Origin of the sequence: Bradyrhizobium jicamae, assembly GCF_018130695.1 — a bacterium.
GTDB lineage: Bacteria > Pseudomonadota > Alphaproteobacteria > Rhizobiales > Xanthobacteraceae > Bradyrhizobium > Bradyrhizobium jicamae_B.
This window is the reverse complement of record NZ_JAFCJX010000001.1, coordinates 89688-112130: the sequence shown is the minus strand read 5'-3', so window position 1 is coordinate 112130 and position 22443 is coordinate 89688. Positions and strand designations below refer to the sequence as shown.

Genomic DNA, 22443 nt, shown 5'->3' with positions numbered 1-22443 from the left:
CGAGTGGACTTTGGTGGCAGTTCTCTACGTAAACAGTGTCTCTAGGTAAAAAGCTCATGGCCGTGCGCCTCGACATAGGCGGCCAGGCCGAGCGTGTGGTCGCGGGCGCGCTTTTCGGCGAGCTCGGTGTCACGCGCTTCAAGGGCTTCGATCATGCCGAGATGCTCGGGCAGCGAGGTCGCGGTGCGGTCCTTGCGTCCGATCGTGAGCTGGCGATAGCCGCGCACGTGCAACAGCAGGTCGTTGGTCAGATCGACCAGCACCGGCGATTCCGACAGCGCGATCAGCGCCTGATGGAACGCGATGTTGGCTTTCGAGTATTCCTCGACATGATCCTGCGGCAGACGGTCCGGACCGAAATCCTTGAAGAAGTCGCGCAGTGCCGTGATGTCCTTCTTGCGCGCGGTGGTGGTGATCAGGCGCGCGGCCATGCTCTCCAGCGCCGCCCAGGCGCGGATCATGTCGACGATCTCGGCCTTGGAGCGGCGGACCACGACGATGCCCCGGCGCGGCACGGTTTTGACGAAACCGTCCTGCTCGAGCATCGCGATGGCTTCGCGGATCGGGGTGCGGCTGACGCCGAGCCGTTCCGACAGCGCACGCTCGTCCAGCATCACCGGTTCCGGCGTCGCGTAGATATCCATCTTCAGAATCGCTTCTTTCAAGGCCTCGTAGGCCTTGTTCTTGAAGCTGGTCTCCGGAGCGATCCGGACGATGGCGATATCTGTGTCAGCCATGACAGGCGACGCCTTGCTTTGTTTTGGTTCGGGCACGACTCGTCTCCTTCCTCTTGGAGACGTCTTCTTAGCAGAAGAAATTACCTTAGATTTTTGGCATACCAAATACCACGATGTCAAGATGCCCTTGTTTTCGGCGATTCCGGCCAATCAAGTCCCTTGACATTTCCTTTCGTGGCATACCAAATGCCATGAAATTGTCCCAGGAGGAAGCCGATGTCAAACTCAAAAGATGCAGTCCGCAAAGTTCTCGATGCGGTCAAAGCAGACAAGCGCACGAGCCTGACGGCTCCGGAAGGTAAGATCGTGTGCGACGCCTACGGCATCCCGGTGCCGAAGGAGGGCGTGGCGAAGTCGGCGGCCGATGCGGCGCGCCTCGCCGGCGACATGGGCTTCCCGGTGGTGATGAAGATCGTCTCGCCGGACATTCTCCACAAGACCGAAGCGGGCGGCGTCATCGTCGGCGTCAAGAGTGCCGCTGAAGCCGAGAAGAGCTACGAGACGATTCTCGCCAACGCCAAGAAGTACAAGGCCGATGCCAAGATCGAAGGCATCCAGGTGCAGCAGATGCTGGGCGGCGGCACCGAGGTGATCGTAGGCTCCATCACCGACGGCTCATTCGGCAAGCTGGTCGCCTTCGGCCTCGGCGGCGTGCTGGTCGAAGTGTTGAAGGATGTCACCTTCCGCCTTGCGCCCGCCACGAAGCAGGACGCGCTGTCGATGCTCGACGGCATCCAGGCTCATGAAATGCTCAAGGGTGTGCGCGGCGGCGATCCCGTCAATCGCGAGGCGCTGTCCGACGTCATCGTCAAGGTCTCGCAGCTGGTCTCCGATTTCCCCGAGATCGTCGAGCTCGACCTCAACCCTGTGTTCGCCACCAAGGCCAATGCGATCGCCGCCGACGTCCGCATCGTCGTGGACTTCGACTACAAGCCGCGCCCGGCGCCGCGCCCGACCGAAGAGATCGTCACCGCGATGAACCGCATCATGCAGCCGAAGGCGGTTGCGGTGATCGGCGCCTCCGCGGAGGACGGCAAGATCGGCAACTCCGTGATGAAGAATCTCGTCAACGGCGGTTACAAGGGCGAGATCTATCCGATCCATCCGAAGGCCGCGGAGATCCTCGGCTACAAGGCCTACAAGAGCGTCAAGGACGTTCCCGGCGTGATCGATACCGCTGTGTTCGCGATCCCGGCAAAATTCGTCGCCGGCGCACTCGCCGAATGCGGCGAGAAGAAAATTCCGGGCGCGGTGCTGATTCCCTCGGGCTTTGCCGAAGCCGGCGCGCCGGAGCTGCAGGCCGAGATCGTCGAGGTCGGCAAGAAGTACAACGTCCGCCTGATGGGGCCGAACATCTACGGCTTCTATTATACGTGGTCGAACCTCTGCGCGACCTTCTGCACCGCCTACGACGTCAAGGGCCACGCGGCGCTGTCGTCGCAGTCCGGCGGCATCGGCATGGCGATCATCGGCTTTTCGCGCTCGGCGAAGATGGGTGTGTCGGCGATCGTCGGCCTCGGCAACAAGTCCGACATCGACGAGGACGATCTGCTCGCCTTCTTCGAGCAGGATCCCAACACCAATCTCATCGCGCAGCATTGCGAGGATCTGAAGGACGGCCGCGCCTTCGCGGAAGCCGCCAGGCGCGTCTCCAAGAAGAAGCCGGTCGTCGTCCTCAAGGCCGGCCGCACCTCGGCCGGCGCGAAGGCGGCCTCGTCGCACACCGGCGCGCTCGCCGGCAACGACAAGATCTACGAGGACGTGTTCAAGCAGTCCGGCGTGATCCGCGCACGTTCGCTTCGCCAGCTGCTCGAATTTGCCCGTGGCGTGCCGGTGCTGCCGACGCCGAAGGGCGAGAACGTGCTGATCATCACCGGTGCCGGTGGTTCGGGCGTGCTGCTGTCGGACTCCTGCGTCGACAACGGCCTGTCGCTGATGTCGATGCCGCCGGATCTCGATGCGGCCTTCCGCAAGTTCATCCCGCCGTTCGGCGCGGCCGGAAATCCTGTGGATATCACCGGTGGCGAGCCGCCGATCACCTACGTCAACACGGTCAAGCTCGGCCTGTCGGATGAGCGCATCCACTCGCTGATCCTCGGCTACTGGCACACGATCGTGACCCCGCCGATGGTGTTCGCGCGCAACATGGTCGAGGTGAAGAAGGAGATGGAGGCCAAGGGCTTCGTGAAGCCGATGGTCGCCTCGCTCGCGGGCGACGTCGAGGTCGAGGAAGCCGCCGAATATCTCTACCAGCACGGCATCCCGGCCTATGCCTATTCGACCGAGCTGCCGGTCGAGGTGCTCGGCGCCAAGTACAAGTGGGCGCGCGGCGCGGGCCTGCTCTGATCTATCAATAGTTTGCGCCGCTCCGGAACATGCTCCGGAGCGGCGTTTTCCACGATGCGGGAAAGTTTGACGGGTGGCACGCCGCTAGTTTGACAGGCTGATATGATGCAGGTCGCGATGAGGAAAGCCGTGATCCGCCGCAGGGCCGTTGAGCCGAAATCCACAGGTGAGAACGAGCCCGAGGCCCGCGACGGCGGCGTGCAGTCCGTCGACCGCGCATTATCGATCCTCACCACGCTCGCCGAGGACGACGAGGGGTATCGCCTCAGCGACCTCGCCGTCCGCACGGGATTGTCGACCTCGACCGTGCATCGTTTGCTGGCGACGCTGGAAAGTCGGCGCTTCGTCCAGTTCGACCGCACCCAATCCAAGTGGCATGTCGGCTCGCGCGCCTTCAGCGTGGGCGCGACGTTTGCGCGCCGCCGCAATTTCTCGGCCCAGGCGATTCCCTATCTGCGCAAGCTGCGCGACCTGACCCGCGAGACGGCCAATCTCGCCGTCGTCGACGACGAGTTCATCATCGTGCTGACGCGCATGGAGAGCCGCGAGATCATGCGCTCGCTGACCAAGGTCGGCGGCCGTGCCGCAATGGTCGCCTCCGGCGTCGGCAAGGCGGTGCTCGCGACCTATTCCAATGACGACGTCAGCGCCATCATCCGTCACCACGGCATGCCGCGCTTGACGGAAAAATCGATCGTGCGGCCGAGCGACCTGTTCAGGGAGCTGGAAAAGATCCGCAAGCAGGGCTACGCGCTCGACGACGAAGAGGCCTGTATGGGCCTGCGCTGTATTGCCGCAGTTGTGTACAACGACTGCGCCGAACCGCTCGCGGCGATCTCCGTCTCCGGCATGACAAGCCGCTTGACGGACGAGAGATTGCCGGAAGTCGGCCAGATCGTGCGCGAGGTCGCGCAGGAGTTGACGCTCGCACTCGGCGGGGTGATGCCGACTTCTTGTTAATACGGAACCAGGGCGTCGTCGCTGGACAGCATCAGCCGTTTTGGCTGATATGCGGCGAAACGACACAATGCGGCCAACACGCAACAACGTCCGCACGAGCCTGGAGATTGCCCTCATGTTTCGATTTCCCGCGCGCCTTGCCGGCGCAGCCGTCGCGCTGACCCTCAGTGTGGCCGCGCCTGCCTTTGCGCAGCAGCTCGAGCTCAAGGTGATGGCGCCGGCGGCGCCCGGCGGCGGCTGGGACCAGACCGCGCGCTCGATGCAGCAGGCGCTGGTCGCCTCGGGCGTGGCGCGCAGCGTGCAGGTGACCAACGTCCCCGGCGCGGGCGGCAGCGTCGGCATTGCGCAGTTCGTCAACGGCGCGAAGGGCGACGGTCATCAGCTGATGGTCAACGGCTTCGTCATGGTTGGTGCGCTCGCCATGAACAAATCGCCGGTGACGCTGGAGCAGGTGACGCCGATCGCACGCCTTACGGAAGAGATTCAGGTGATCGTCGTTCCGGCGAGCTCGCCGATCAAAACGGCGCAGGATCTTGCCGCGGCGGTCAAGGCCGACATTGCAAAAGTCACCTTCGCCGGCGGCTCGGCCGGCGGCGTCGATCACGTGATGGCGGCGCTGTTCGCCGGCGCGGTCGGCGCCGATCCGAAGAAGATCAACTACATCCCGTTCTCCGGCGGCGGCGAGTCGCTGGCGGCGATCCTCGGCGCCAAGGTCACCGCGGGCATTTCGGGGTTGAGCGAATACGAAGGCCAGATCAAGTCCGGCAAGCTGCGCGCGATCGGCATCACCTCCGAGAAGCGGATCGCGGGCAGCGACATCCCGACCTTCAAGGAGCAGGGCATCGACCTCGTGATCGCCAACTGGCGTTCGGTGGTGGCGCCACCCGGCATCACGCCGGAGCAGAAGAAGGTGCTGAGCGACGCGGTCGAGAAGATGGTGAAGTCGGATTCCTGGAAGGAAATCCTCAAGCAGAAGGGCTGGGAGGATGCCTATCTCGGTGGTGACGCCTTTGCCGACTTCCTGAAGAAGGAAACCGTGCGCGTCACCGACGTGCTGAAGTCCGTCGGCCTCGTCAAGTCATGAGCTCAGGCGATCCCGCGCAACATCAGCGGCGCGTTGATCGCGCCGGCATCGTGATCGCGGCGCTGCTCGCCGCACTCGCTGCGGTGCTGGTGTGGGACGCGCGCGGCTTGTCATCGGGTGCGATGTACGGCATGGGACCCGAGGCGATGCCGGTCGTGATCGCCTGCGGCCTCGCGCTGCTCGCGATCGGCAATTTCATCGACGCGTTGCGCGGCAATCTGCCGGCGCGCGAGAGCACCGATCCGGTGCCTGTTGTCCTGATCCTGATCGGCCTTGCGCTTTTGATCGGCATCATCGGCTTCGGCGGCGGCTTCATCCTCGCGACCTCGGCGCTGTTCGTCACGACCTCGGCCGCGTTCGGCCGCCGCGCCATCCTCGTCGACAGCATCATCGCGCTGGTGATGTCGACCCTCATCTATCTCGCGTTCGACCGCCTGTTGACGCTGAGCCTGCCCGCCGGACCGCTGGAGCGACTGCTGTGATGGACACGTTTGCGGCGCTGGCCCACGGCATGGCGGTCGCCGTCCAGCCGATGAATCTGCTGTATGCGCTGATCGGCGTGTTCCTCGGCACCGCGGTTGGCGTGCTGCCCGGCATCGGCCCGGCGCTGACGGTCGCGCTGCTGCTGCCGGTCACCTACAAGCTCGATCCCGGCGGCTCGCTGATCATGTTCGCCGGCATCTATTACGGCGGCATGTATGGCGGCTCGACCACCGCGATCCTGATCAACACGCCGGGCGAGAGCGCCTCGATGGCGACCGCGCTCGAAGGCAACAAGATGGCCAAGGCCGGCCGCGGCGGGCCGGCGCTCGCGACATCCGCGATCGGCTCCTTCGTCGCCGGCACCATCGCCACCATTGGCTTGGCGTTCCTCGCGCCATGGCTGGTCGATTTCGCGGTGCGCTTCGGCCCCGAAGACTACTTCGCGCTGATGTGCGTCGCCTTCGTCACGGTATCAGCGACCTTCGGCGACTCGCCGATCCGCGGCCTGACCAGCCTGTTCATCGGTCTGACGCTCGGCCTGGTCGGCATCGACAAGCTGACGGGGCAGGCGCGCCTCGCATTCGGCGTCCCCGAACTGCTCGATGGCGTCGAGGTGACAACGCTGGCCGTCGGCCTGTTCGCCGTGGGCGAGGCGCTCTACGTCGCCTCGCGCCGTCACCACACCGAGGAGAAGCTCGAGCCGGTGCGCGGCTCGCTGTGGATGACAAAAGAAGACTGGAAGCGGTCGTGGAAGCCTTGGCTGCGCGGCACCATGTTCGGCTTCCCGATCGGCGCGCTGCCGGCGGGCGGCGCGGAGATTCCGACCTTCCTGTCCTATTCGACCGAGAAGCGTCTGACCAAGCATCCCGAAGAGTTCGGCAAGGGCGCGATCGAAGGCGTCGCCGGACCTGAAGCTGCCAACAACGCCTCCGCCGCCGGCACGCTGGTGCCGCTGCTGACGCTCGGCCTGCCGACCTCGGCCACCGCCGCCATGATGCTCGCGGGTTTCCAGCAATATGGTCTCAATCCAGGGCCGCTGCTGTTCGCCGAGCGGCCCGATCTGGTGTGGGGCCTGATCGCGAGCCTGTTCATCGCCAACATGATGCTGCTGGTGCTGAACCTGCCGCTGGTCGGATTGTGGGTGCGGCTGCTCGCGATCCCGCAACCCTGGCTTTACGCGGGCATTCTCGTGTTCGCGACCATGGGCACCATCGCCGCAAAACCCTCGGTGGTCGAATTGTCGATGCTGGCCGGCTTCGGCGTGCTCGGCTTCCTGATGCGCCGGTTCGATTTCCCGATCGCACCCGTCGTGGTCGGCCTGATCCTCGGGCCGATCGCTGAGAGCCAGCTGCGCCGCGCACTCGCGATCAGCCTCGGCGATCCCATGACGCTGCTGCAAAGCCCGATCTCGGCGACGCTGCTCGCGGTGGCGCTGATCGCGCTGCTGGCACCGTTCGTGCTGAAGGGGCTCGGGCGGTTCAAGGCGAACGAGGACTAGCCGTCTCGTCACAGTTGTCCTCTAATGCAGGCGCACCATTGGGGAATCGCCATGCCATCCGAAATCCGCTCGCCCCGTCTCGCCGTCCTGATCGACGCCGACAACACGTCGGCCAAGATCGCGGACGGGCTGTTTGAGGAGATTGCAAAAATCGGTGAGGCCAGCGTTCGCCGCATCTATGGCGATTTCTCCAATGCGCGGTCGAAGGGCTGGGCCGATATCCTTGCCAAGCACGCCATCATCCCACAGCAGCAGTTTGCCTATACGACCGGCAAGAACGCCTCCGACATCACGCTGGTGATCGATGCGATGGACTTGCTGCATAGCGGCCGCTTCGACGGCTTCTGCCTGGTGTCGTCGGACAGCGACTTCACCCGGCTCGCGGCGCGGATCCGCGAGCACGGCATCGACGTGTTCGGGTTCGGCGAGCAGAAGACGCCGGAGAGTTTTCGGCAAGCCTGCCGCAAGTTCGTCTACACCGAGAATTTGCGCGGCGGCGTGGTGAACAATCGCGATGCCGCGTCGACGCCGCGGTCGCTGCAGCCGCCGGAGGCTGCGACGGCGATCATCAAGAACGTCATTACGCAAACGGAAAGCGAAGACGGCTGGGTCGCGCTTGGCGTGATCGGACAGCAGGTGACCAATCTGGCGTCCGATTTCGATCCGCGGACCTATGGTTCCCGCAAATTGATCGACCTCGTGCGCAAGACCAACGCCTTCGAGCTCGACCAGTCCAAGGGATCGGTGCGGATTCGCGTCAAGCCCGTGGCGGTGGCGCCGCCACCGCCGGCGCCGAAGCGGCGCTCGCGGCGGAAGCCTGCGGAAGCCAAGAGCTGATCAAGACCTGATCGCGCGCCGGACGCATGGCACGGTCTCCCATGCCGCATGATGCGCGCCGTTGGCGGATGCGTCCGATCCACTAGACTGCGCCCAACAGAAAATCAAAAGGGGAGAGCGTCATGGGCCGGAAGATCGCGATCGTCGGAGCGGGGGCCGTCGGCGGCTACGCCGGCTCGCACATGGTACAGGCGGGCGAGGATGTCACCTTCATCGATCCCTGGCCCGAGCATGTCGAGCATATGCGCAAGCACGGCCTGCGCGTCACCCACGCGATGGACGTTCCGGAATTCACCGTGCCGGTGCGCGCGCTGCACGTCACGGATGCGCAGCAACTTGCAAAGGAGAAGCCGGTCGACATCGCCTTCGTCTGCATGAAGTCGTACGACACGGCGTGGGCGACCATGCTGATCCGGCAATATCTTGCGGCGGATGGTTTTGTCGTCTCGCTGCAGAACTGCATGAACGAGGAAACGATCGCCGGCGTGGTCGGCTGGGGCAAGACGCTCGGCTGCATCGCGAGCAGCATCACGGTCAACCTGCCGGAGCCCGGCCACATCCACCGTGGCGCCGGCAAGGGCGGGGCGGCGCACACCGTGTTTCGCGCCGGCGAGGTGCACGGCCGCATCACGCCGCGCGCCGAAGAGGTGTGCCGGCTGGTCGGCTATTCCGACAGCGCCAAGGTGACCAGCAATCTCTGGGGCGAGCGTTGGTCGAAGCTCGTCGCCAACGTGATGGGCAATGGGCTGTCGGCCTGCACGGGCCTGCCGGGGAACGACGTGTTGCAGAGCGAGCCGCTGCGGCGTTTTGCGACGCGGCTCGGCAGCGAGGCGATCCGGGTCGGCCAGGCGCAGGGCTATCAACTCGAGGAGATCCTGCATTTGCCGCCGGAGACGATCGCGCGCGCAGGCGAGGGCGATACGGCCGCGATGCTGACCTGCGACGAGCAGCGCTTCAAGGATGCCAGGAAGACCTCCGGGCAGCAGCGCCCCTCGATGGGTCAGGACATCCAGAAGGGCCGGCGCACCGAGATCGAGTTCATCAACGGCCTCGTGGTGCGGGAGGGCGAGAAGCTCGGCATGGCGTGTCCGGCGAACGCCGCGCTGACCGACATCGTCAAGCGTGTCGAGACCGGTGAGCTGAAACCGGATCCGCGGCACATCACCGATCTCAGGCTCAACTGAGCGGGCTCCGCGTCATCCCTCGCCCGCGGGCGGCACCACATACAGTGTCAGTGCAAACACCGCATAGATGAGGATCAGCAGCGCGCCGACGAACCAGGCCGAGCGTCCACTCGTGGTGACGAAGCTCGCCGTCACCGTTGCAATCATCACCATGGTCACGGCGCCCGGCCAGAACTGCAGGTCCATCGGCTTGGGACCCACGACATAGCTGAGCAGCACCAGCGCCGGCGCGACGAACAGGGCGATCTGGGATGCGCTGCCGAGCGCAATGCTGACGCTCATGTCGAGCCGGTTCTTGCGTGCTGCGGCAAAGGCGACGGCAAATTCGGCGGCGGCACCGACCAGCGAGACGATGATGAAGCCGACGAAGGCCGGGCTCATGCCGAAACTTTCCGCGGCCTTCTGCACGGATTCCACGAAGATCTCGCTGACCAGCGCGACCAGCACGGTCACGGCCAGCAGCGTGCCGATGGCGAGGCCGATCGGCCAGTGCGCCTCCTTTTCGTCGCCATGACCGGCCCCTTCGAACAATTCCTTGTGGGTCCTGAGCGAGAACAACAGGCCGAGCGCGTAGGCGAGGATGAGGAGGACGGAGATGCCGATGCTGAGCTTGTGGATGATGTTTCCACCCGGCGGCAGGTGATCGAGATCGGCGACCGCCGACGGGGCGAGCAGGGCGACGGTGGCCATCAGCAACAGGCCGGACGACAGTCGCGCGCCGGCGCGGTTGTACTCCTGGACGTGGTAGCGCACGCCGCCGAGCAGCAGGCAGGCGCCGAGCATGAACATCGCATTGGTGACGATCGCGCCCGCAATGGAGGCTTTCACCAGCATGTACTGGCCGGCGTGCAGCGCCGTGATGGCGATGATCAGCTCGGTCAAATTGCCGAGCGTTGCATTGAGCAGCCCGCCCACCGCATCGCCGGTCTTGGCGGCAACCGCCTCAGTGGCGTGGCTGAGCAGCGCCGCCAGCGGCACGATGGCGACCACGGCCAGCACGAACAGCAGGGTGTGGGATTCCGGGACGGTGGCCTCGGCCACCAGTACGACGGGCACGAAGACCAGCATCCAGAGCAGAGGCGTATCCCGGATTTCCCTGAACAGAGGTTGCATGTCAGCCGTCCTTTCCATCGACGTGCTGGCGGAAAGGTCCGGCGGGCGCAGAGGGAGGACGTTGATCTAGCTCAAGGCGCGACCTTGGCCAGGCAAAGCCGCAGGCTCGACGTGCCGGCTAAGGCCTGGACGTTGAATTTCGACTGGCGACGGTCTCCAGCCCGGGATCATGGTCCTCCCAATCCTCCCATTCCACGTTGTTGTTCTCGAGATAACGGGAGACGGCGACGCCGATGGTCGGGAAGAAGTAATGCGCGCCAAGCTGCTCGAACAGGCCAAATCTCTTCAGCTTGTCCTTCACGGGATCCTTGAGCTCGGCAAAGCACAATTCGATGCCCCGCGCGTGCAACGTCCGGTCCAGTTCGGCGACCACGTCGCAGGCGGTGACGTCGACGCTCGTCACCGGCTCCGCGGCAACGACCAGCCAGCGCACCGGCGTTGGCGACGCCGCGACGGCATCCAGGACGCGCTCCCTGAAGAATTCAGCATTGGCAAAAAACAACGGCGCATCCCAGCGAAACAGGACGAGCCCGGGGATCCGGCGCGCATCGGGATATCGTGTGATGTCGTGGTAGCCTTTGACGCCGTAGGCGCGCCCCAGCACGGCGGAATGGGGGCGCCAGCCGTCCCACAGGAACTCGATAATGGCGAGCACGATCGCAAGACCTATTCCCTGGATCACGCCGAACACGGCGACACCGACAAAGCAGACGATCGCCAGCCAGAATTCCCACTGTTGAATGCGATAGATCCGCTTGAGGTCGGCAATCTCGAACAGTCCAATCGCCGCTGCGATGACGACAGCGGCCAATGCCGCGTTCGGCAAATGCTGCAGGAGATTTGGCGCGACCAGCAGAAGCAAGGCGATGGCCAGCGCGCCGATGACGCTGGTGAGTTGCGTGCGGGCGCCGGCGGCTTCCGCAACCGGGGTGCGCGAGCTGCTGCTGCTGATCGGGAAGCCCTGGAACAATCCTGCCGCGAGATTGGCGGCGCCAAGCCCGACCATTTCCTGGTTGGGGTCGGCCCGATCTCCCAATCGCGCCGCGTAGGCCCGTGACAGCACGCTCGTATCGGCAAACGACACCATCGCGATGGCGCAGCCGCCGAGCACCACCGGGACGATGTCGCCATAGGTGATCCACGGGATGGTGAAAGCCGGCAGACCCTGGGGGAGCGGACCCAGCACCTTGACGCCGTGCTCTGTCCCGAGATCGAGCGCCCCGACAATGATCGTGGCGCCAACCACCGCAATCAGAATGCCAGGCAGCTTGCTGTTCTTGAGCAGCAGGATCACGATCAACGTCGCGAACCCGATCGCGGCCGCGACCCAGTTGATCTGTCCCGCAAGGATCGCGCCGACGATCGCCCACATGTCGCGCAACGGGCCCGCGCTCTCGACGGAAAAGCCCAAGAGCTTCGGCAACTGGCTGATCAGGACGGTCAGCGCAATTCCGTTCATGTATCCGTAGCGGATCGGCTTGGAGAGCAGTTCGGTGACAAAGCCAAGGCGCGCGACACCTGCCAGGATGCAAACCATTCCCGAGACGATCGCCATCATGCCGGCCAGCGTGACGGCACGCAGGGGATCGCCGTGAGCCAGGGGAGCGATGACCCCCAGCAGAATTCCCGCCAGCGCCGAGTCCGGCCCCAGCACGAGAATGCGGCTCGGGCCGAACAACGCGTACGCCAGCAGCGGCACGATCGTGGCGTAGAGGCCATAGATGCCAGGCAAGCCCGATGCGGTCGCATAGGCAATTCCGACCGGCACCAGCATTGTCGCCAGCACGAGACCGGCAAAGACATCGCGCGGAAGCCAGGCTGCTTCATACCGACGAAGCGTTTCGAGTCCTGGCAGCCAGTGGGTCATGGGTGCTCACTCCCGCAGGCAACGTCGCACATCTGCCTGGCGTTCCTTGCCCGTCTCGGCTGCGCCGCGGCGGCGATGTCTTTGGTCGGAAGCATCGAGCTCAGCTATCGCTCGGTGACCCTTGATCAAGATCAATATTTGCCTGCGCGGTTACGTCCTGGCGAATGACTGTTTTGGTTGATTTCCGCGCCTGCCTGTAAAGCGCGGCCCGCAAACGCGCGGCTGCGAGTCCACGCACCGGCCTGAAAACGCAACGGAGGCAGCGCACGAGACGCTGCCTCCGCCGGATCAATCGGTTCGTCTTACTTCGTCGCCGGGCCGGCGTCGGCGCGGGCGTCCGGCTGCAGCTTCTCCCAGTCGAAAGCACCGCAGGTGAGCGAGACCTTCTTGTAGCCGAGGATGTTCATCGCGATCTCCTCGGTGTCACGGGCGGCGGATTCCTTGCCGTCGGTCGCGAGCTCCTGGATCGACTGCCGCAGCGAGGTGACGCGGGCCTTGTCCTCGTCGGACAGCTGAGCGGTCGGCAGCAGCTGATCGATGCCCGAAGCAAGCTGCGGGACGGTCATGCCCTGGCAGCTCTGGACCGCCTGCTGCATCACCGGCCGCGGCTGGGCCGGAATGTATCCGCCGCCAGAGGGCTGGCGAACCGGGACGGTCACGGGGACGCCCACGGGAACGGGCACACCGACCTGCACCGGCGGCAGCACCACCACGATCGGCGGCTTGCCCGGCTTCGGCGGGAACGGCCACGGCTTCGGCGGGCACTTCCACTTGTTGAGCGGGCAGACGTTGTCGATCGGCATGCCGATGATCGGCTTGGGCGTCTTCGGGGGCGGGGGCGGCGGCAGCTTCGGCGGATTCACCACCGGCGGCTTCTTCGGCCCAAGACCGACGACGCCGACGACCGGACCTTTGCCGCCCGAGGGCAGGCCCTGCGGCGGCTTGACCGGCTGGATCGGCTTGACGCCGCCGGAGACCGGCGAGGGGTGGAAGCCGTTCGGCATCGCGGAAGCCGGGACCGTTGCCGATCCGAGCGCCGCGACAGTGAACGCAACTGCTAGCAAGCTTGAAGTACGGAACATGATGATCTCCTGTTCGAGACAATGTGGGTTGAGCATCCATGAGCAGGAGAGGTCCCGTCAGGAGCAGTGCGTCGTCGCACCATTCGTCTGTGAACCTGCTTTGCCCATGCGTTCGAAAATTCCATCAGCGTTCGCGTAATATCGCCGCGCGCTGTCCGGCAACGTGAGATGCAGCACACAACGGCGCGTTCCATCGGTCGATTTCTGAAAACCGACACATTGATGAACTGCGGATGAACGATGAAGAAAAGCAGACGAACACGCGTTCAGAAGCGTGCGCCTGAACTCGCCACCGTGCTCTTGATGACGACGACGGCAACGATCGCGATCGTCGTTGCTATCCGCGGATCGCCGCGTTGGCCTGCTCGGCGGCCTTCGTCATCGCGATCTTCGCCGGCTTGGCGCCGGAGACCGCTTCATTCACGCCGATCATGAAGGTGTCCAGGATCGGCCTCGATTGCGGATGGAAGAGGATCGCCTTGGCGCGGTCGACATCGGCGTTCTGCAAATTGGTGAGCGCCGCCTCCGCGGCCTGCGCACCGAATGCCTTCTTGAAGTCGTCGCTCGACCAGGCCGACAGACGTGTCGTCGCCAGCCCCGCTGCGGCGGTGCGTAGCGAGGTCGGCCTGCTGGTCGCCCACAGCAACAGCAGGAACCCCGCCCGCTTGTTGCGCGACCTCGAATTGATGCACGCCTGCCAGTGCGACATGAAGGGCACCGACGTGCGGCCGGCGAGGTACGGAAAGGCGGCAAACACCGCCTGACCGGCCACGCTGCTCTTGGCGGGGTTGGAGATGTCGGTCGCGAAATTGCTGCTGTCGATCGCGATCGCCGTCTTGGCCTGAAGGAAGTCGTCCAGCACATGATACCATTCGTAGCTGCCGATTCCGGCCGGCCCGGCCTGGCTGAGCAGTTGGGCGTACATCTCGATGGCCGCGATGGCCTCGGGGCTGGCGAAAGCGGCCCTGTTGTCCTTGACCATGTCCGCGCCGTAGGAGAACAGGAAGCTCATGGCCGGCACGGATGAATTGCCGCCGGCCTGGGCCCGCATCGCGATCCCCGACATCTCGTTGGTCTTCATCGCCTTCGCGGTGACCAGCAGTTCGTCGAAAGTCTTGGGAACGGGAAGGTTGCTGGCTGCCAGCGCGCCGCCGTTGATGAACAGGGTCACCGCCTCCGACGTGATCGGGACGGCATAGCGCTCGCCGTCCTTCCACAACGGAAAGGCCCGGGCTGTCTTGAGCAGGTCTGTCTCATCGTACCAGGCGGGATCGGTCAGCGATTTGTCGGAGTAGTACGCGTTCAACGGCTCGACCCATCCGTTCGAGATGCCCTGGCCGTAGGTCGTGAACATGAAGACGTCGGGTGTGCTGTCGCGACGATTGAGGTGGATCGGCAGCGCGCCAAGATAGGTCGTCTCCAATCGGAAGTCGGTCGCGACATTGATGCCGGTGAGCTTGGTGAATTCGGGCAACAGCGGTGTGATCGCGTTCGACCAGGGATGGACCGCGCCCGCGAGCGTGATCGTCTGCCCTGCCGCCTGCTTCCAGTCGATTGCAGCGCTGGTGTAGCTTGCGGCGACGTCCTGCGCGAAACTCCGCCGTGGCAGCATGGCGAGAGCGGGCAAGACCGCTCCCGCCGCGCCCAACCCTTTCACGAAACTGCGTCGGCTGGCCGCCCCTGGATTGCCTGGCAATTGCCTGTCTGCAGCCATGTGGGTGCTCCTTGCGGAGCATCGATCTCCGCAACACGCGGTACCACCGTGACGTTCTGGCCCATTGCGAGAGGACCGACGGGCTTCTAAGCCGGTTCAGTCTCCGCGGTTCAGCATGCCGGTTCCGCTCGCACTTCGGACCGTGGCTATATTTCTATCATACTCGTTATATTCTGCATCGGCACCACGATACAGCCGCACGCGTCACATCGAAGCGCACGCCAATGTCAGGTCCTCTGAGCCAGTCCCGTCGGTGGTTTGCTCATCCGCTGGCGCTGGTGGTTGCGATTCTTCTAATTGTAGTTGTCGCAATCGGATCTCTCGGCTTCCGATATTGGCAGGAGCGACAAGCGTCGGATCTTTCGCTCGAGCGCGGCCGCCAGGTGCTCGAGACACTGGATCGGCTGAAAACGGTGATCAGCGACGTCGAGGCCCAACGACGCGGTTATCTGCTGACGCTCGATCCCACCTATCTCAAGGCCTACGGCGTCGCCGACGAAAGCGTGCGGCGAGATGCGCAGGAGCTGCAGGCGCTGGTCGCAAACGATCCATTGCAGAGCCATCGTGCCGGGCACCTGGCGCTGACCGTTGCGGCAAAGCTGCGCGAGATCGACGACATCGTCAGGAATGCCCGAACCAGCTCCAGCGCGGCCGCGCTTGCGATGATCCGCAGCCTCGACGAGATCAAGTCGCAGCTCGACCAGATGGTGGACCATGAGCGCTACCAGCGGGTAGATCAGGAGAGGCGCGCCGAGGCACTCGAACAGCGCAAGGCATGGTTGATCGCTGTGGGGGTCGTCATTGTTTCGTCGCTGGCGGCGGCGGCGCTGGCGCTTGCACGGCTTGAAGCGATCCGGCGGCGCAAGGCGATCGCGGAGAACGTCGCGCTTCAGGGCGATCTCCAGGCACGCGACAAGAAGATCCGCCACCTCGTCGATGCCAATATCGTCGGGATCATCATCTGGGATCTCGCAGGACATATCCTCGAGGCCAACGACCAGTTTCTCAACATGATCGGCTACAGCCGCGAGGATCTTGCCTCGGGTTGCCTGAACCGGACAGACCTGACGCCGGACGAATGGCGCGCCCGCGACCTGCGCACCGTCGAAGAGCTGAAGCAGTGGGGGACCGTCCAACCATTCGAGAAGGAGTATTTCCGGAAGGACGGCAGCCGTGTGCCGGTGCTGATGGGCGGCGTGATCTTCGAGCAGAGCCTCAATCAAGGCGTCAGTTTTGTGCTCGATCTGACCGAGCGCAAGCGGGCGGAAGAGGCACTGCGGCAGGGCGAGGAGCGCTTTCGCACCCTCGTGCATTTTTCCTTCGACGTGTATTGGGAGAGCGATACGCAACATCGCTTCACGCATCAGGAGTTTGCCGGCAGCCTTTCCGACGCGCCGGCGATGGGCTCCGAGATCGGCAAGACGCGTTGGGAAGTGCCCTACCTGGAGCCTGATGAAGAGGCCTGGCGCAAGCACCGCGAGACGCTCGACGCCCATTTGCCGTTCCGCGATTTCGAGCTGGCGCGGCTCGCCCCGGACGGCAGCAAGCGTTACGTGTCCGTCTCCGGCCTGCCGGTGTTCGACACGAGCGGACGCTTTGTCGGCTACCGCGGCGTCGGGCGGCACATCACCGAACGCCGGCGGGCCGAAGAGGCCTTGCGCGCCATGCAGGCCGAACTTGCGCACGCCAATCGTGTCACCACGATGGGACAACTGACGGCCTCGATTGCCCATGAGGTCAACCAGCCGATCGCCGCGACCGTGACCAACGCCCAGGCCGGCCTGCGCTGGCTGCGCACCCAGCCGCCCGATCTCCGCGAGGTTCGTCACTCGCTTGACCGAATCGTCGAGGACGGCACGCGCGCCGGCAACGTGATCCACGGCATCCGCGCCTTCATCAACAAGGTGCCGCCGCGCAAGGATCGGTTCGACCTCAACGAAGCCGTCCTCGAAATGGTCGCGCTGACCCGAAACGAAATGTTCAAGCATCGCATCCTGCTGCAGACCGAGCTCGCGCCCGGACTGCCTGCGGTGGGTGGCGATCGCACGCAGCTGCAGCAGGTGATCCTGAACCTGATCCTCAATGCCGTTGAAGCCATGAGCGCCACCGACGCGGGGAGGCGCGAGCTCCGGATCCACACCGAGCGTGAGGAGGCGGGCGGCGTGCTCGTCACGGTGCGTGATTCCGGCCCGGGCCTCGACCCCGCCGCGATGGAGCGGGTGTTCGAGGCGTTCTACACCACCAAGCCGAAGGGCATGGGCATGGGGCTGGCGATCTGCCGCTCGATGGTCGAAGCCCACGGCGGACGCATGTGGGCGAGCGCGAATGACGGCGGCGGCGCCGTCTTCCAATTCACGCTGCCGCCGGAACCAGGCGAGGCCGTTCTCGATCTCCGACAGGCGACGAATTGATGCAGATCAGCGCGATGGAATCGCGGATGAACGTCAGAAGCGGTGGCCGGGAAGCAGCATGGTGCTCTTGATGATGACGACGTAGACCGCAACGGTCGCGATCGACGCGAGCGTCAGCGCGATGCCATCGGCCAGTGTCATTCGCTTGAGCTCGATCGTGATGTTGCCGCTGGTCAGGTAGCGCTGCAGCCCAAACAGCAGGAAGGGAATGCCGATCAGGAAGGATTGCAGGTAGGCGGCAAGGCCGAGGCCGGCGATGATCCCGACCCAGCCCGCGATCAGGGCGGACCTCCGGCTCACGGAGCCGATCAGTGCATTGAGGATCAACCCGCCATCGAGCGGATAGATCGGCAACAAATTGGCGACGTTGATGAAGGCAAACATCTCGGCCGCCATCGCAAGGTTGAAGCTGCCGGTTTGCCGGTAGAGAGCATAGAGGCCGAGCGTCGGGATGACGCTCAGACACGGCCCCATCAGCGCGACGAAGCCGAGCCGCGCGTCGCTGCCGTAGCTCGTTCTCGGCACCGCGGCGCCACCGAAGAACGGGATCAGATAGATGGCGCGGACGCCGACGCCCGACACCCACATGGCGGCGGCGTGTCCGGCCTCGTGGATCACGATGACCACCGCAAGCAGCAATCCAGCCTTCCAGCCGAACAGGTAACAAAAGCTCAACAGGGCTGCAGCCGACAGCACCAGTCCGTGATTGGCGAACTCGGTGAGGCGGCTGGATGCGCCGGCCTCCTTTTCGCATTGCCGGCCGATCTGGCTTGCCAGCCGGCGCACGCCGATCGGATAGACGATGCGGTCGCGAAACGCGCGGACGGTCAGCTCATAGGACATCGTCAGCGCCGTGCCCGACGGCGTCGCCGTGATCATGAGCCCTGTTTCGATATCCCGGCCGCCTTCGGGCGGGATCGCCAGTTGATGCGCGACCGATCGCGCGCGGATGACGCCCTTCACTTCGTCGCGCTCGGTTTCGCGGGCGACGCCCTGTGCGCGAAGCTGGCCATTGATGGAGACGCGTGACAGCAAGAGACCGTCACCGTCGGGGATGGGCTCGGTCACGATCTCCATCGGCGGCGGCCCGTCCAGCAGCATGCGGCTGGCAGAACAGAAGCGCCATACGGCCTCGCGCGGCGCATTGACCGCAACCTCGACCGCGAAGCGCAGCCGATTGCGTCCGCGCAAGGCGTCGACGACACCCTGCACGATGTAGAAGGCGAGGTGCAGCAACTCGATCGGCAATGTCAGAAGCGAGAGCATGGGAAGCGTTCGGGTGGGACGACCAGGGATTGGCTATGTGCTGCGGTGTGTGCGGTCAAGTTTCCATCTCGAATTGCACACAAGTGGTTGATTTCATGAGATTCTTGTACCCCCTCCCATCCAGCGGGAAATAAAATCCGCTGCGTTGAGATCGCATCGCGCTGCCCTGATGATCGCCTCACGGCCAACACCTTGAGCGAGGCGCGACATGGCGAAGATGCGGGCGATCGATGCGGCGGTGCGGATCCTGGAGAAGGAGGGCGTCACGACCGCCTTCGGCGTGCCGGGGGCGGCGATCAATCCGCTGTACTCGGCGCTGAAGCTGCGCGGCTCGATCAAGCACATCCTGGCGCGTCACGTCGAAGGCGCCTCGCACATGGCCGAGGGCTACACGCGGGCCAAGGCCGGCAATATCGGCGTCTGCATCGGCACCTCGGGGCCAGCCGGCACCGACATGATCACCGGGCTCTATTCGGCGATCGCCGATTCGATTCCGATCCTCTGCATCACCGGCCAGGCGCCGCGCGCGCGGCTCTACAAGGAAGACTTCCAGGCCATCGACATCGAGTCGATCGCAAAGCCCGTGACCAAGTGGGCCGTGACGGTGCGCGAGCCCGGCCTGGTGCCGCGCGTGTTCAGCCAGGCCTTCCACATCATGCGCTCGGGTCGGCCGGGGCCGGTGCTGATCGACCTGCCGCTGGACGTGCAGCTCGCCGAGATCGAGTTCGACGACACCACCTATGCGCCGTTGCCGGTCTACAAGCCCGCGGCGACCCGCGCGCAGATCGAGAAGGCGCTGGAGATGCTGAACGCGGCGGAGAAGCCGCTGATCGTCGCCGGCGGCGGTGTCATCAACGCCGATGCGTCCGATCTGCTTGTGACCTTCGCCGAGACCGTGAACGTGCCGGTGGTGCCGACCTTGATGGGGTGGGGCGCGATCCCCGACGATCACGTGCTGATGGCCGGCATGGTCGGCCTGCAGACCAGCCACCGCTACGGCAACGCCACGATGCTGCAGTCGGATTTCGTGCTGGGCATCGGCAACCGCTGGGCCAACCGTCACACCGGCTCGATCGAGACCTACACCAAGGGCAGGAAGTTCGTCCATGTCGACATCGAGCCAACTCAGATTGGCCGTGTCTTCAATCCCGATCTCGGCATCGTCTCCGATGCCAAGGCAGCGCTCGAACTGTTCGTTTCGGTCGCCAAGGAATGGCGCAAGGCGGGCAAGCTGAAAGAGCGGCAGGCGTGGCCGGCGTCGTGCCAGGACCGCAAGCGCACCATGCTGCGCAAGAGCCATTTCGACGACATGCCGATCAAGCCGCAGCGCGTCTATGAGGAGATGACTAGGGCGTTCGGTCGCGACACCACCTATGTCAGCGTGATCGGCCTGTCGCAGATCGCCGGCGCCCAGTTCCTCGGTGTCTATCATCCGCGCAACTGGATCAATGCCGGGCAGGCCGGGCCGCTCGGCTGGACCCTGCCGGCCGCGCTCGGCGTCCGCGCGGCCGATCCCAACAAGCCAATCGTCGCGCTGTCGGGCGATTACGACTTCCAGTTCCTGATCGAGGAGCTCGCGGTCGGCGCACAGTTCAAGCTGCCCTACATCCACGTCGTCGTGAACAACTCCTATCTCGGGCTGATCCGCCAGGCGCAGCGCGGCTTCGACATGGATTATCATGTCCAGCTCTCGTTCGAGAACATCAACGCGCCTGAGCTCGGCGTCTACGGCGTCGATCACGTCGCGGTCGCCGAAGGGCTCGGCTGCAAGGCGATCCGCGTCACCGATCCGAACCACGCCGCCGCCGCGTTCGAGACCGCGCGCCAGTTGATGGCGGAATTCCAGGTGCCTGTGGTGGTCGAGTTCATCCTTGAGCGTGTCACCAACATCGCGATGGGCACCGAGATCGACAACATCGTCGAGTTCGAGGAGGTCATCGACCTGCCGCTCGACGACACGCCGACACACGCGCGCAAGCCCGGCGCGCTGCAGCCGGCCGAGTGAGGAGCCACCATGCCGAAATTTGCCGCCAATCTCACCATGCTATTCGGCGAGATGCCGTTCCTCGACCGCTTCGCCGCGGCCAAGGCCACAGGCTTCTCCGGCGTCGAATATCTGTTCCCCTATGATTTCGACAAGGCGGAGCTGCGCGAAAAGCTCGACGAGCACGGGCTGACCCAGGTGCTGCACAATCTCCCCGCAGGCAACTGGGCCGCCGGCGAGCGCGGCATCGCGATCATGCCTGATCGTGTCGACGAATTTCGCGACGGCGTGCATCGCGCAATCGACTATGCGAGGGCGTTGGATTGCCGGCAGCTCAACTGCCTGGTCGGCATCCTGCCCAATGACGCCGATGCCTTCGACACCAACGAGACGCTGATCAACAACCTCCGCTTCGCTGCGGACGCCCTGGCGCGCGAACGCATCAAGCTGCTGATCGAGCCGATCAACACGATCGACATCCCGGGCTTCTATCTGAACCGTACCGAGCAGGCGCTGCAGATCATCTCGGACGTGCGCTCGAGCAATCTGTTCGTGCAGTACGACATCTACCACATGCAGATCATGGAAGGGAATCTCGCGCGCACGCTGCAAAAGCATCTGGCGCGGATCGCCCACGTGCAACTCGCCGACAATCCCGGCCGCAACGAGCCCGGCACCGGCGAGATCAACTATCCCTTCCTGTTCCGCCATCTCGACGCGATCGGCTATCGCGGCTGGATCGGCTGCGAATACAAGCCGCGCACCACGACGGTCGAAGGCCTCGGCTGGCACGCCGCGCAGATGTTCGAAACCTGACAAGGACAAGCAACAATGATCGATATCGGTTTCATCGGCCTCGGCACCATGGGGCGTCCGATGGCGGGGCATCTGCAGGCCGCCGGCCACAAGCTCTTCCTGCATGACGTGGGGCCGGTCCCATCGGAGCTGCTCGCCGGCGGCGGCATCGTCTGCAAGTCGGGCAGGCAGGTCGCCCAGGAGGCCGATGCCGTCATCGTCATGGTGCCGGATACGCCGCATGTCGAAGCCGTGCTGTTCGGCAAGGACGGCGTCGCGGAGGGCCTGTCGAAGGGCAAGATCGTGGTCGACATGAGCTCGATCTCGCCGCTCGCGACCAAGGACTTCGCCAGGAAGATCGAAGCGCTCGGCGCCGATTATCTCGATGCGCCGGTGTCCGGCGGCGAGGTCGGCGCCAAGGCCGCAAGCCTCACCATCATGGTCGGCGGGCCCGAGCGTGCGTTCGGCACCATGAAGCCGGTGTTCGAGAAGATGGGCAAGAACGTCACCCATGTCGGCGGCAATGGCGACGGCCAGACCACCAAGGTCGCCAACCAGATCATCGTCGCGCTGACCATCGAGGCGGTCGGCGAGGCGCTGCTGTTCGCGTCGAAGGCCGGCGCCGATCCGGCGCTGGTGCGCAAGGCGCTGATGGGCGGCTTCGCCTCGTCGCGGATTCTCGAGGTGCATGGCGAGCGGATGGTGAAGCGCAATTTCGATCCGGGCTTCCGCATCGAGCTGCATCAGAAGGATCTCAACCTCGCACTCGAAGGCGCAAAGGCGCTCGGCCTGTCATTGCCGAGCACGGCGCTGGCGCAGCAATTATTCTCGTCCTGCGCAGCCCATGGCGGCAAGGCCTGGGATCACTCCGCGATGGTGCGCGCGCTGGAAATGATGGCCAACCACGAGGTCGCCGGCGGCTGAGTTGTCGTGTCCCGGACGCGGCGCGTCTTCGCGGTGCGCCGCAGAGCCGGGACCCGCGCCAAGATGGGCGCCGGAACAGCGGCGCACCACGCCGCCAAGCAGCGGCCTGCTGCGCCGCATCCGGGGCACGAGAGTTGTGGGCGTCGAAACAAATCCGT

The 22443-nt window shown here is 64.7% G+C and carries 17 protein-coding genes; 11 read left to right on the top strand and 6 right to left on the bottom strand.

The genetic code is table 11. The features are described 5' to 3' along the window. Positions 1-41 precede the first annotated feature (41 nt). Positions 42-737, bottom strand: coding sequence for a GntR family transcriptional regulator (locus tag JQ604_RS00475; protein WP_212351905.1), 696 nt, complete (start codon positions 735-737; stop codon positions 42-44). A gap of 216 nt (positions 738-953) precedes the next feature. Here JQ604_RS00475 and JQ604_RS00470 point away from each other — a divergent pair, with 216 nt between their 5' ends. The 7 genes from JQ604_RS00470 (at position 954) to JQ604_RS00440 (ending at position 9129) form a co-directional block, all read left to right on the top strand. Continuing rightward, positions 954-3083, top strand: coding sequence for an acetate--CoA ligase family protein (locus JQ604_RS00470; protein WP_212351903.1), 2130 nt, complete (start codon positions 954-956; stop codon positions 3081-3083). 117 nt (positions 3084-3200) lie between these two features. Then, on the top strand, positions 3201-4043 hold the full coding sequence (locus JQ604_RS00465) for an IclR family transcriptional regulator (protein WP_212351901.1): 843 nt from the start codon (positions 3201-3203) through the stop codon (positions 4041-4043). 115 nt (positions 4044-4158) lie between these two features. Next, positions 4159-5127: a Bug family tripartite tricarboxylate transporter substrate binding protein gene (locus JQ604_RS00460; protein WP_212351899.1), complete on the top strand. Its 969-nt coding sequence runs from the start codon at positions 4159-4161 to the stop codon at positions 5125-5127. Further along, positions 5124-5609 (top strand): tripartite tricarboxylate transporter TctB family protein, encoded by a 486-nt coding sequence (locus JQ604_RS00455; protein WP_212351897.1) that lies wholly within the window; start codon positions 5124-5126, stop codon positions 5607-5609. Before JQ604_RS00460 ends, JQ604_RS00455 begins: the two co-directional genes overlap by 4 nt. Beyond that, positions 5609-7108 (top strand): tripartite tricarboxylate transporter permease, encoded by a 1500-nt coding sequence (locus tag JQ604_RS00450; protein WP_212351895.1) that lies wholly within the window; start codon positions 5609-5611, stop codon positions 7106-7108. Before JQ604_RS00455 ends, JQ604_RS00450 begins: the two co-directional genes overlap by 1 nt. A 51-nt stretch (positions 7109-7159) precedes the next feature. After that, a complete protein-coding gene (locus JQ604_RS00445) occupies positions 7160-7945 on the top strand; it encodes an NYN domain-containing protein (RefSeq protein WP_212351893.1) in 786 nt (261 codons plus the stop codon). Positions 7946-8067: 122 nt separating this feature from the next. After that, positions 8068-9129, top strand: a complete 1062-nt coding sequence (locus JQ604_RS00440) for a ketopantoate reductase family protein (RefSeq protein ID WP_212351891.1) — start codon at positions 8068-8070, stop codon at positions 9127-9129. A gap of 12 nt (positions 9130-9141) precedes the next feature. On the opposite strand, the gene cax is transcribed toward JQ604_RS00440, so the two are convergent. The 4 genes from cax to JQ604_RS00420 form a co-directional block, all read right to left on the bottom strand. Beyond that, positions 9142-10242 (bottom strand): calcium/proton exchanger, encoded by a 1101-nt coding sequence (cax, locus tag JQ604_RS00435; protein ID WP_212351889.1) that lies wholly within the window; start codon positions 10240-10242, stop codon positions 9142-9144. Between the two features lie 118 nt (positions 10243-10360). Further along, on the bottom strand, positions 10361-12109 hold the full coding sequence (locus JQ604_RS00430) for a SulP family inorganic anion transporter (protein ID WP_212351887.1): 1749 nt from the start codon (positions 12107-12109) through the stop codon (positions 10361-10363). Between the two features lie 302 nt (positions 12110-12411). Next, entirely contained in the window at positions 12412-13191 is a 780-nt protein-coding gene (locus tag JQ604_RS00425; RefSeq protein WP_212351885.1) for a hypothetical protein, read from the bottom strand. A gap of 337 nt (positions 13192-13528) precedes the next feature. Further along, complete coding sequence (locus JQ604_RS00420) at positions 13529-14905, bottom strand: ABC transporter substrate-binding protein (RefSeq protein ID WP_212351877.1); 1377 nt, start codon at positions 14903-14905, stop codon at positions 13529-13531. 224 nt (positions 14906-15129) lie between these two features. On the opposite strand from JQ604_RS00420, the gene JQ604_RS00415 reads away from it, so the two are divergent. Then, a complete protein-coding gene (locus tag JQ604_RS00415; RefSeq protein WP_212352688.1) occupies positions 15130-17316 on the top strand; it encodes an ATP-binding protein in 2187 nt (728 codons plus the stop codon). Positions 17317-17349: 33 nt separating this feature from the next. Here the strand turns inward: JQ604_RS00415 and JQ604_RS00410 are convergent, their stop codons facing one another. Beyond that, a complete protein-coding gene (locus JQ604_RS00410) occupies positions 17350-18582 on the bottom strand; it encodes a metalloprotease (RefSeq protein ID WP_212351875.1) in 1233 nt (410 codons plus the stop codon). Between the two features lie 208 nt (positions 18583-18790). Here JQ604_RS00410 and gcl point away from each other — a divergent pair, with 208 nt between their 5' ends. From gcl to JQ604_RS00395, 3 genes are read left to right on the top strand one after another with little or no spacing between them, the layout of a single operon-like run. After that, the gene (gcl, locus tag JQ604_RS00405) at positions 18791-20587 is read left to right on the top strand and encodes a glyoxylate carboligase (RefSeq protein WP_212351873.1); all 1797 of its coding nucleotides are present in this window, start codon (positions 18791-18793) and stop codon (positions 20585-20587) included. A 9-nt stretch (positions 20588-20596) separates the two neighbouring features. Further along, on the top strand, positions 20597-21382 hold the full coding sequence (gene hyi, locus JQ604_RS00400; protein ID WP_212351871.1) for a hydroxypyruvate isomerase: 786 nt from the start codon (positions 20597-20599) through the stop codon (positions 21380-21382). A 15-nt stretch (positions 21383-21397) separates the two neighbouring features. Further along, complete coding sequence (locus JQ604_RS00395) at positions 21398-22285, top strand: 2-hydroxy-3-oxopropionate reductase (RefSeq protein WP_212351869.1); 888 nt, start codon at positions 21398-21400, stop codon at positions 22283-22285. Positions 22286-22443 lie beyond the last annotated feature (158 nt).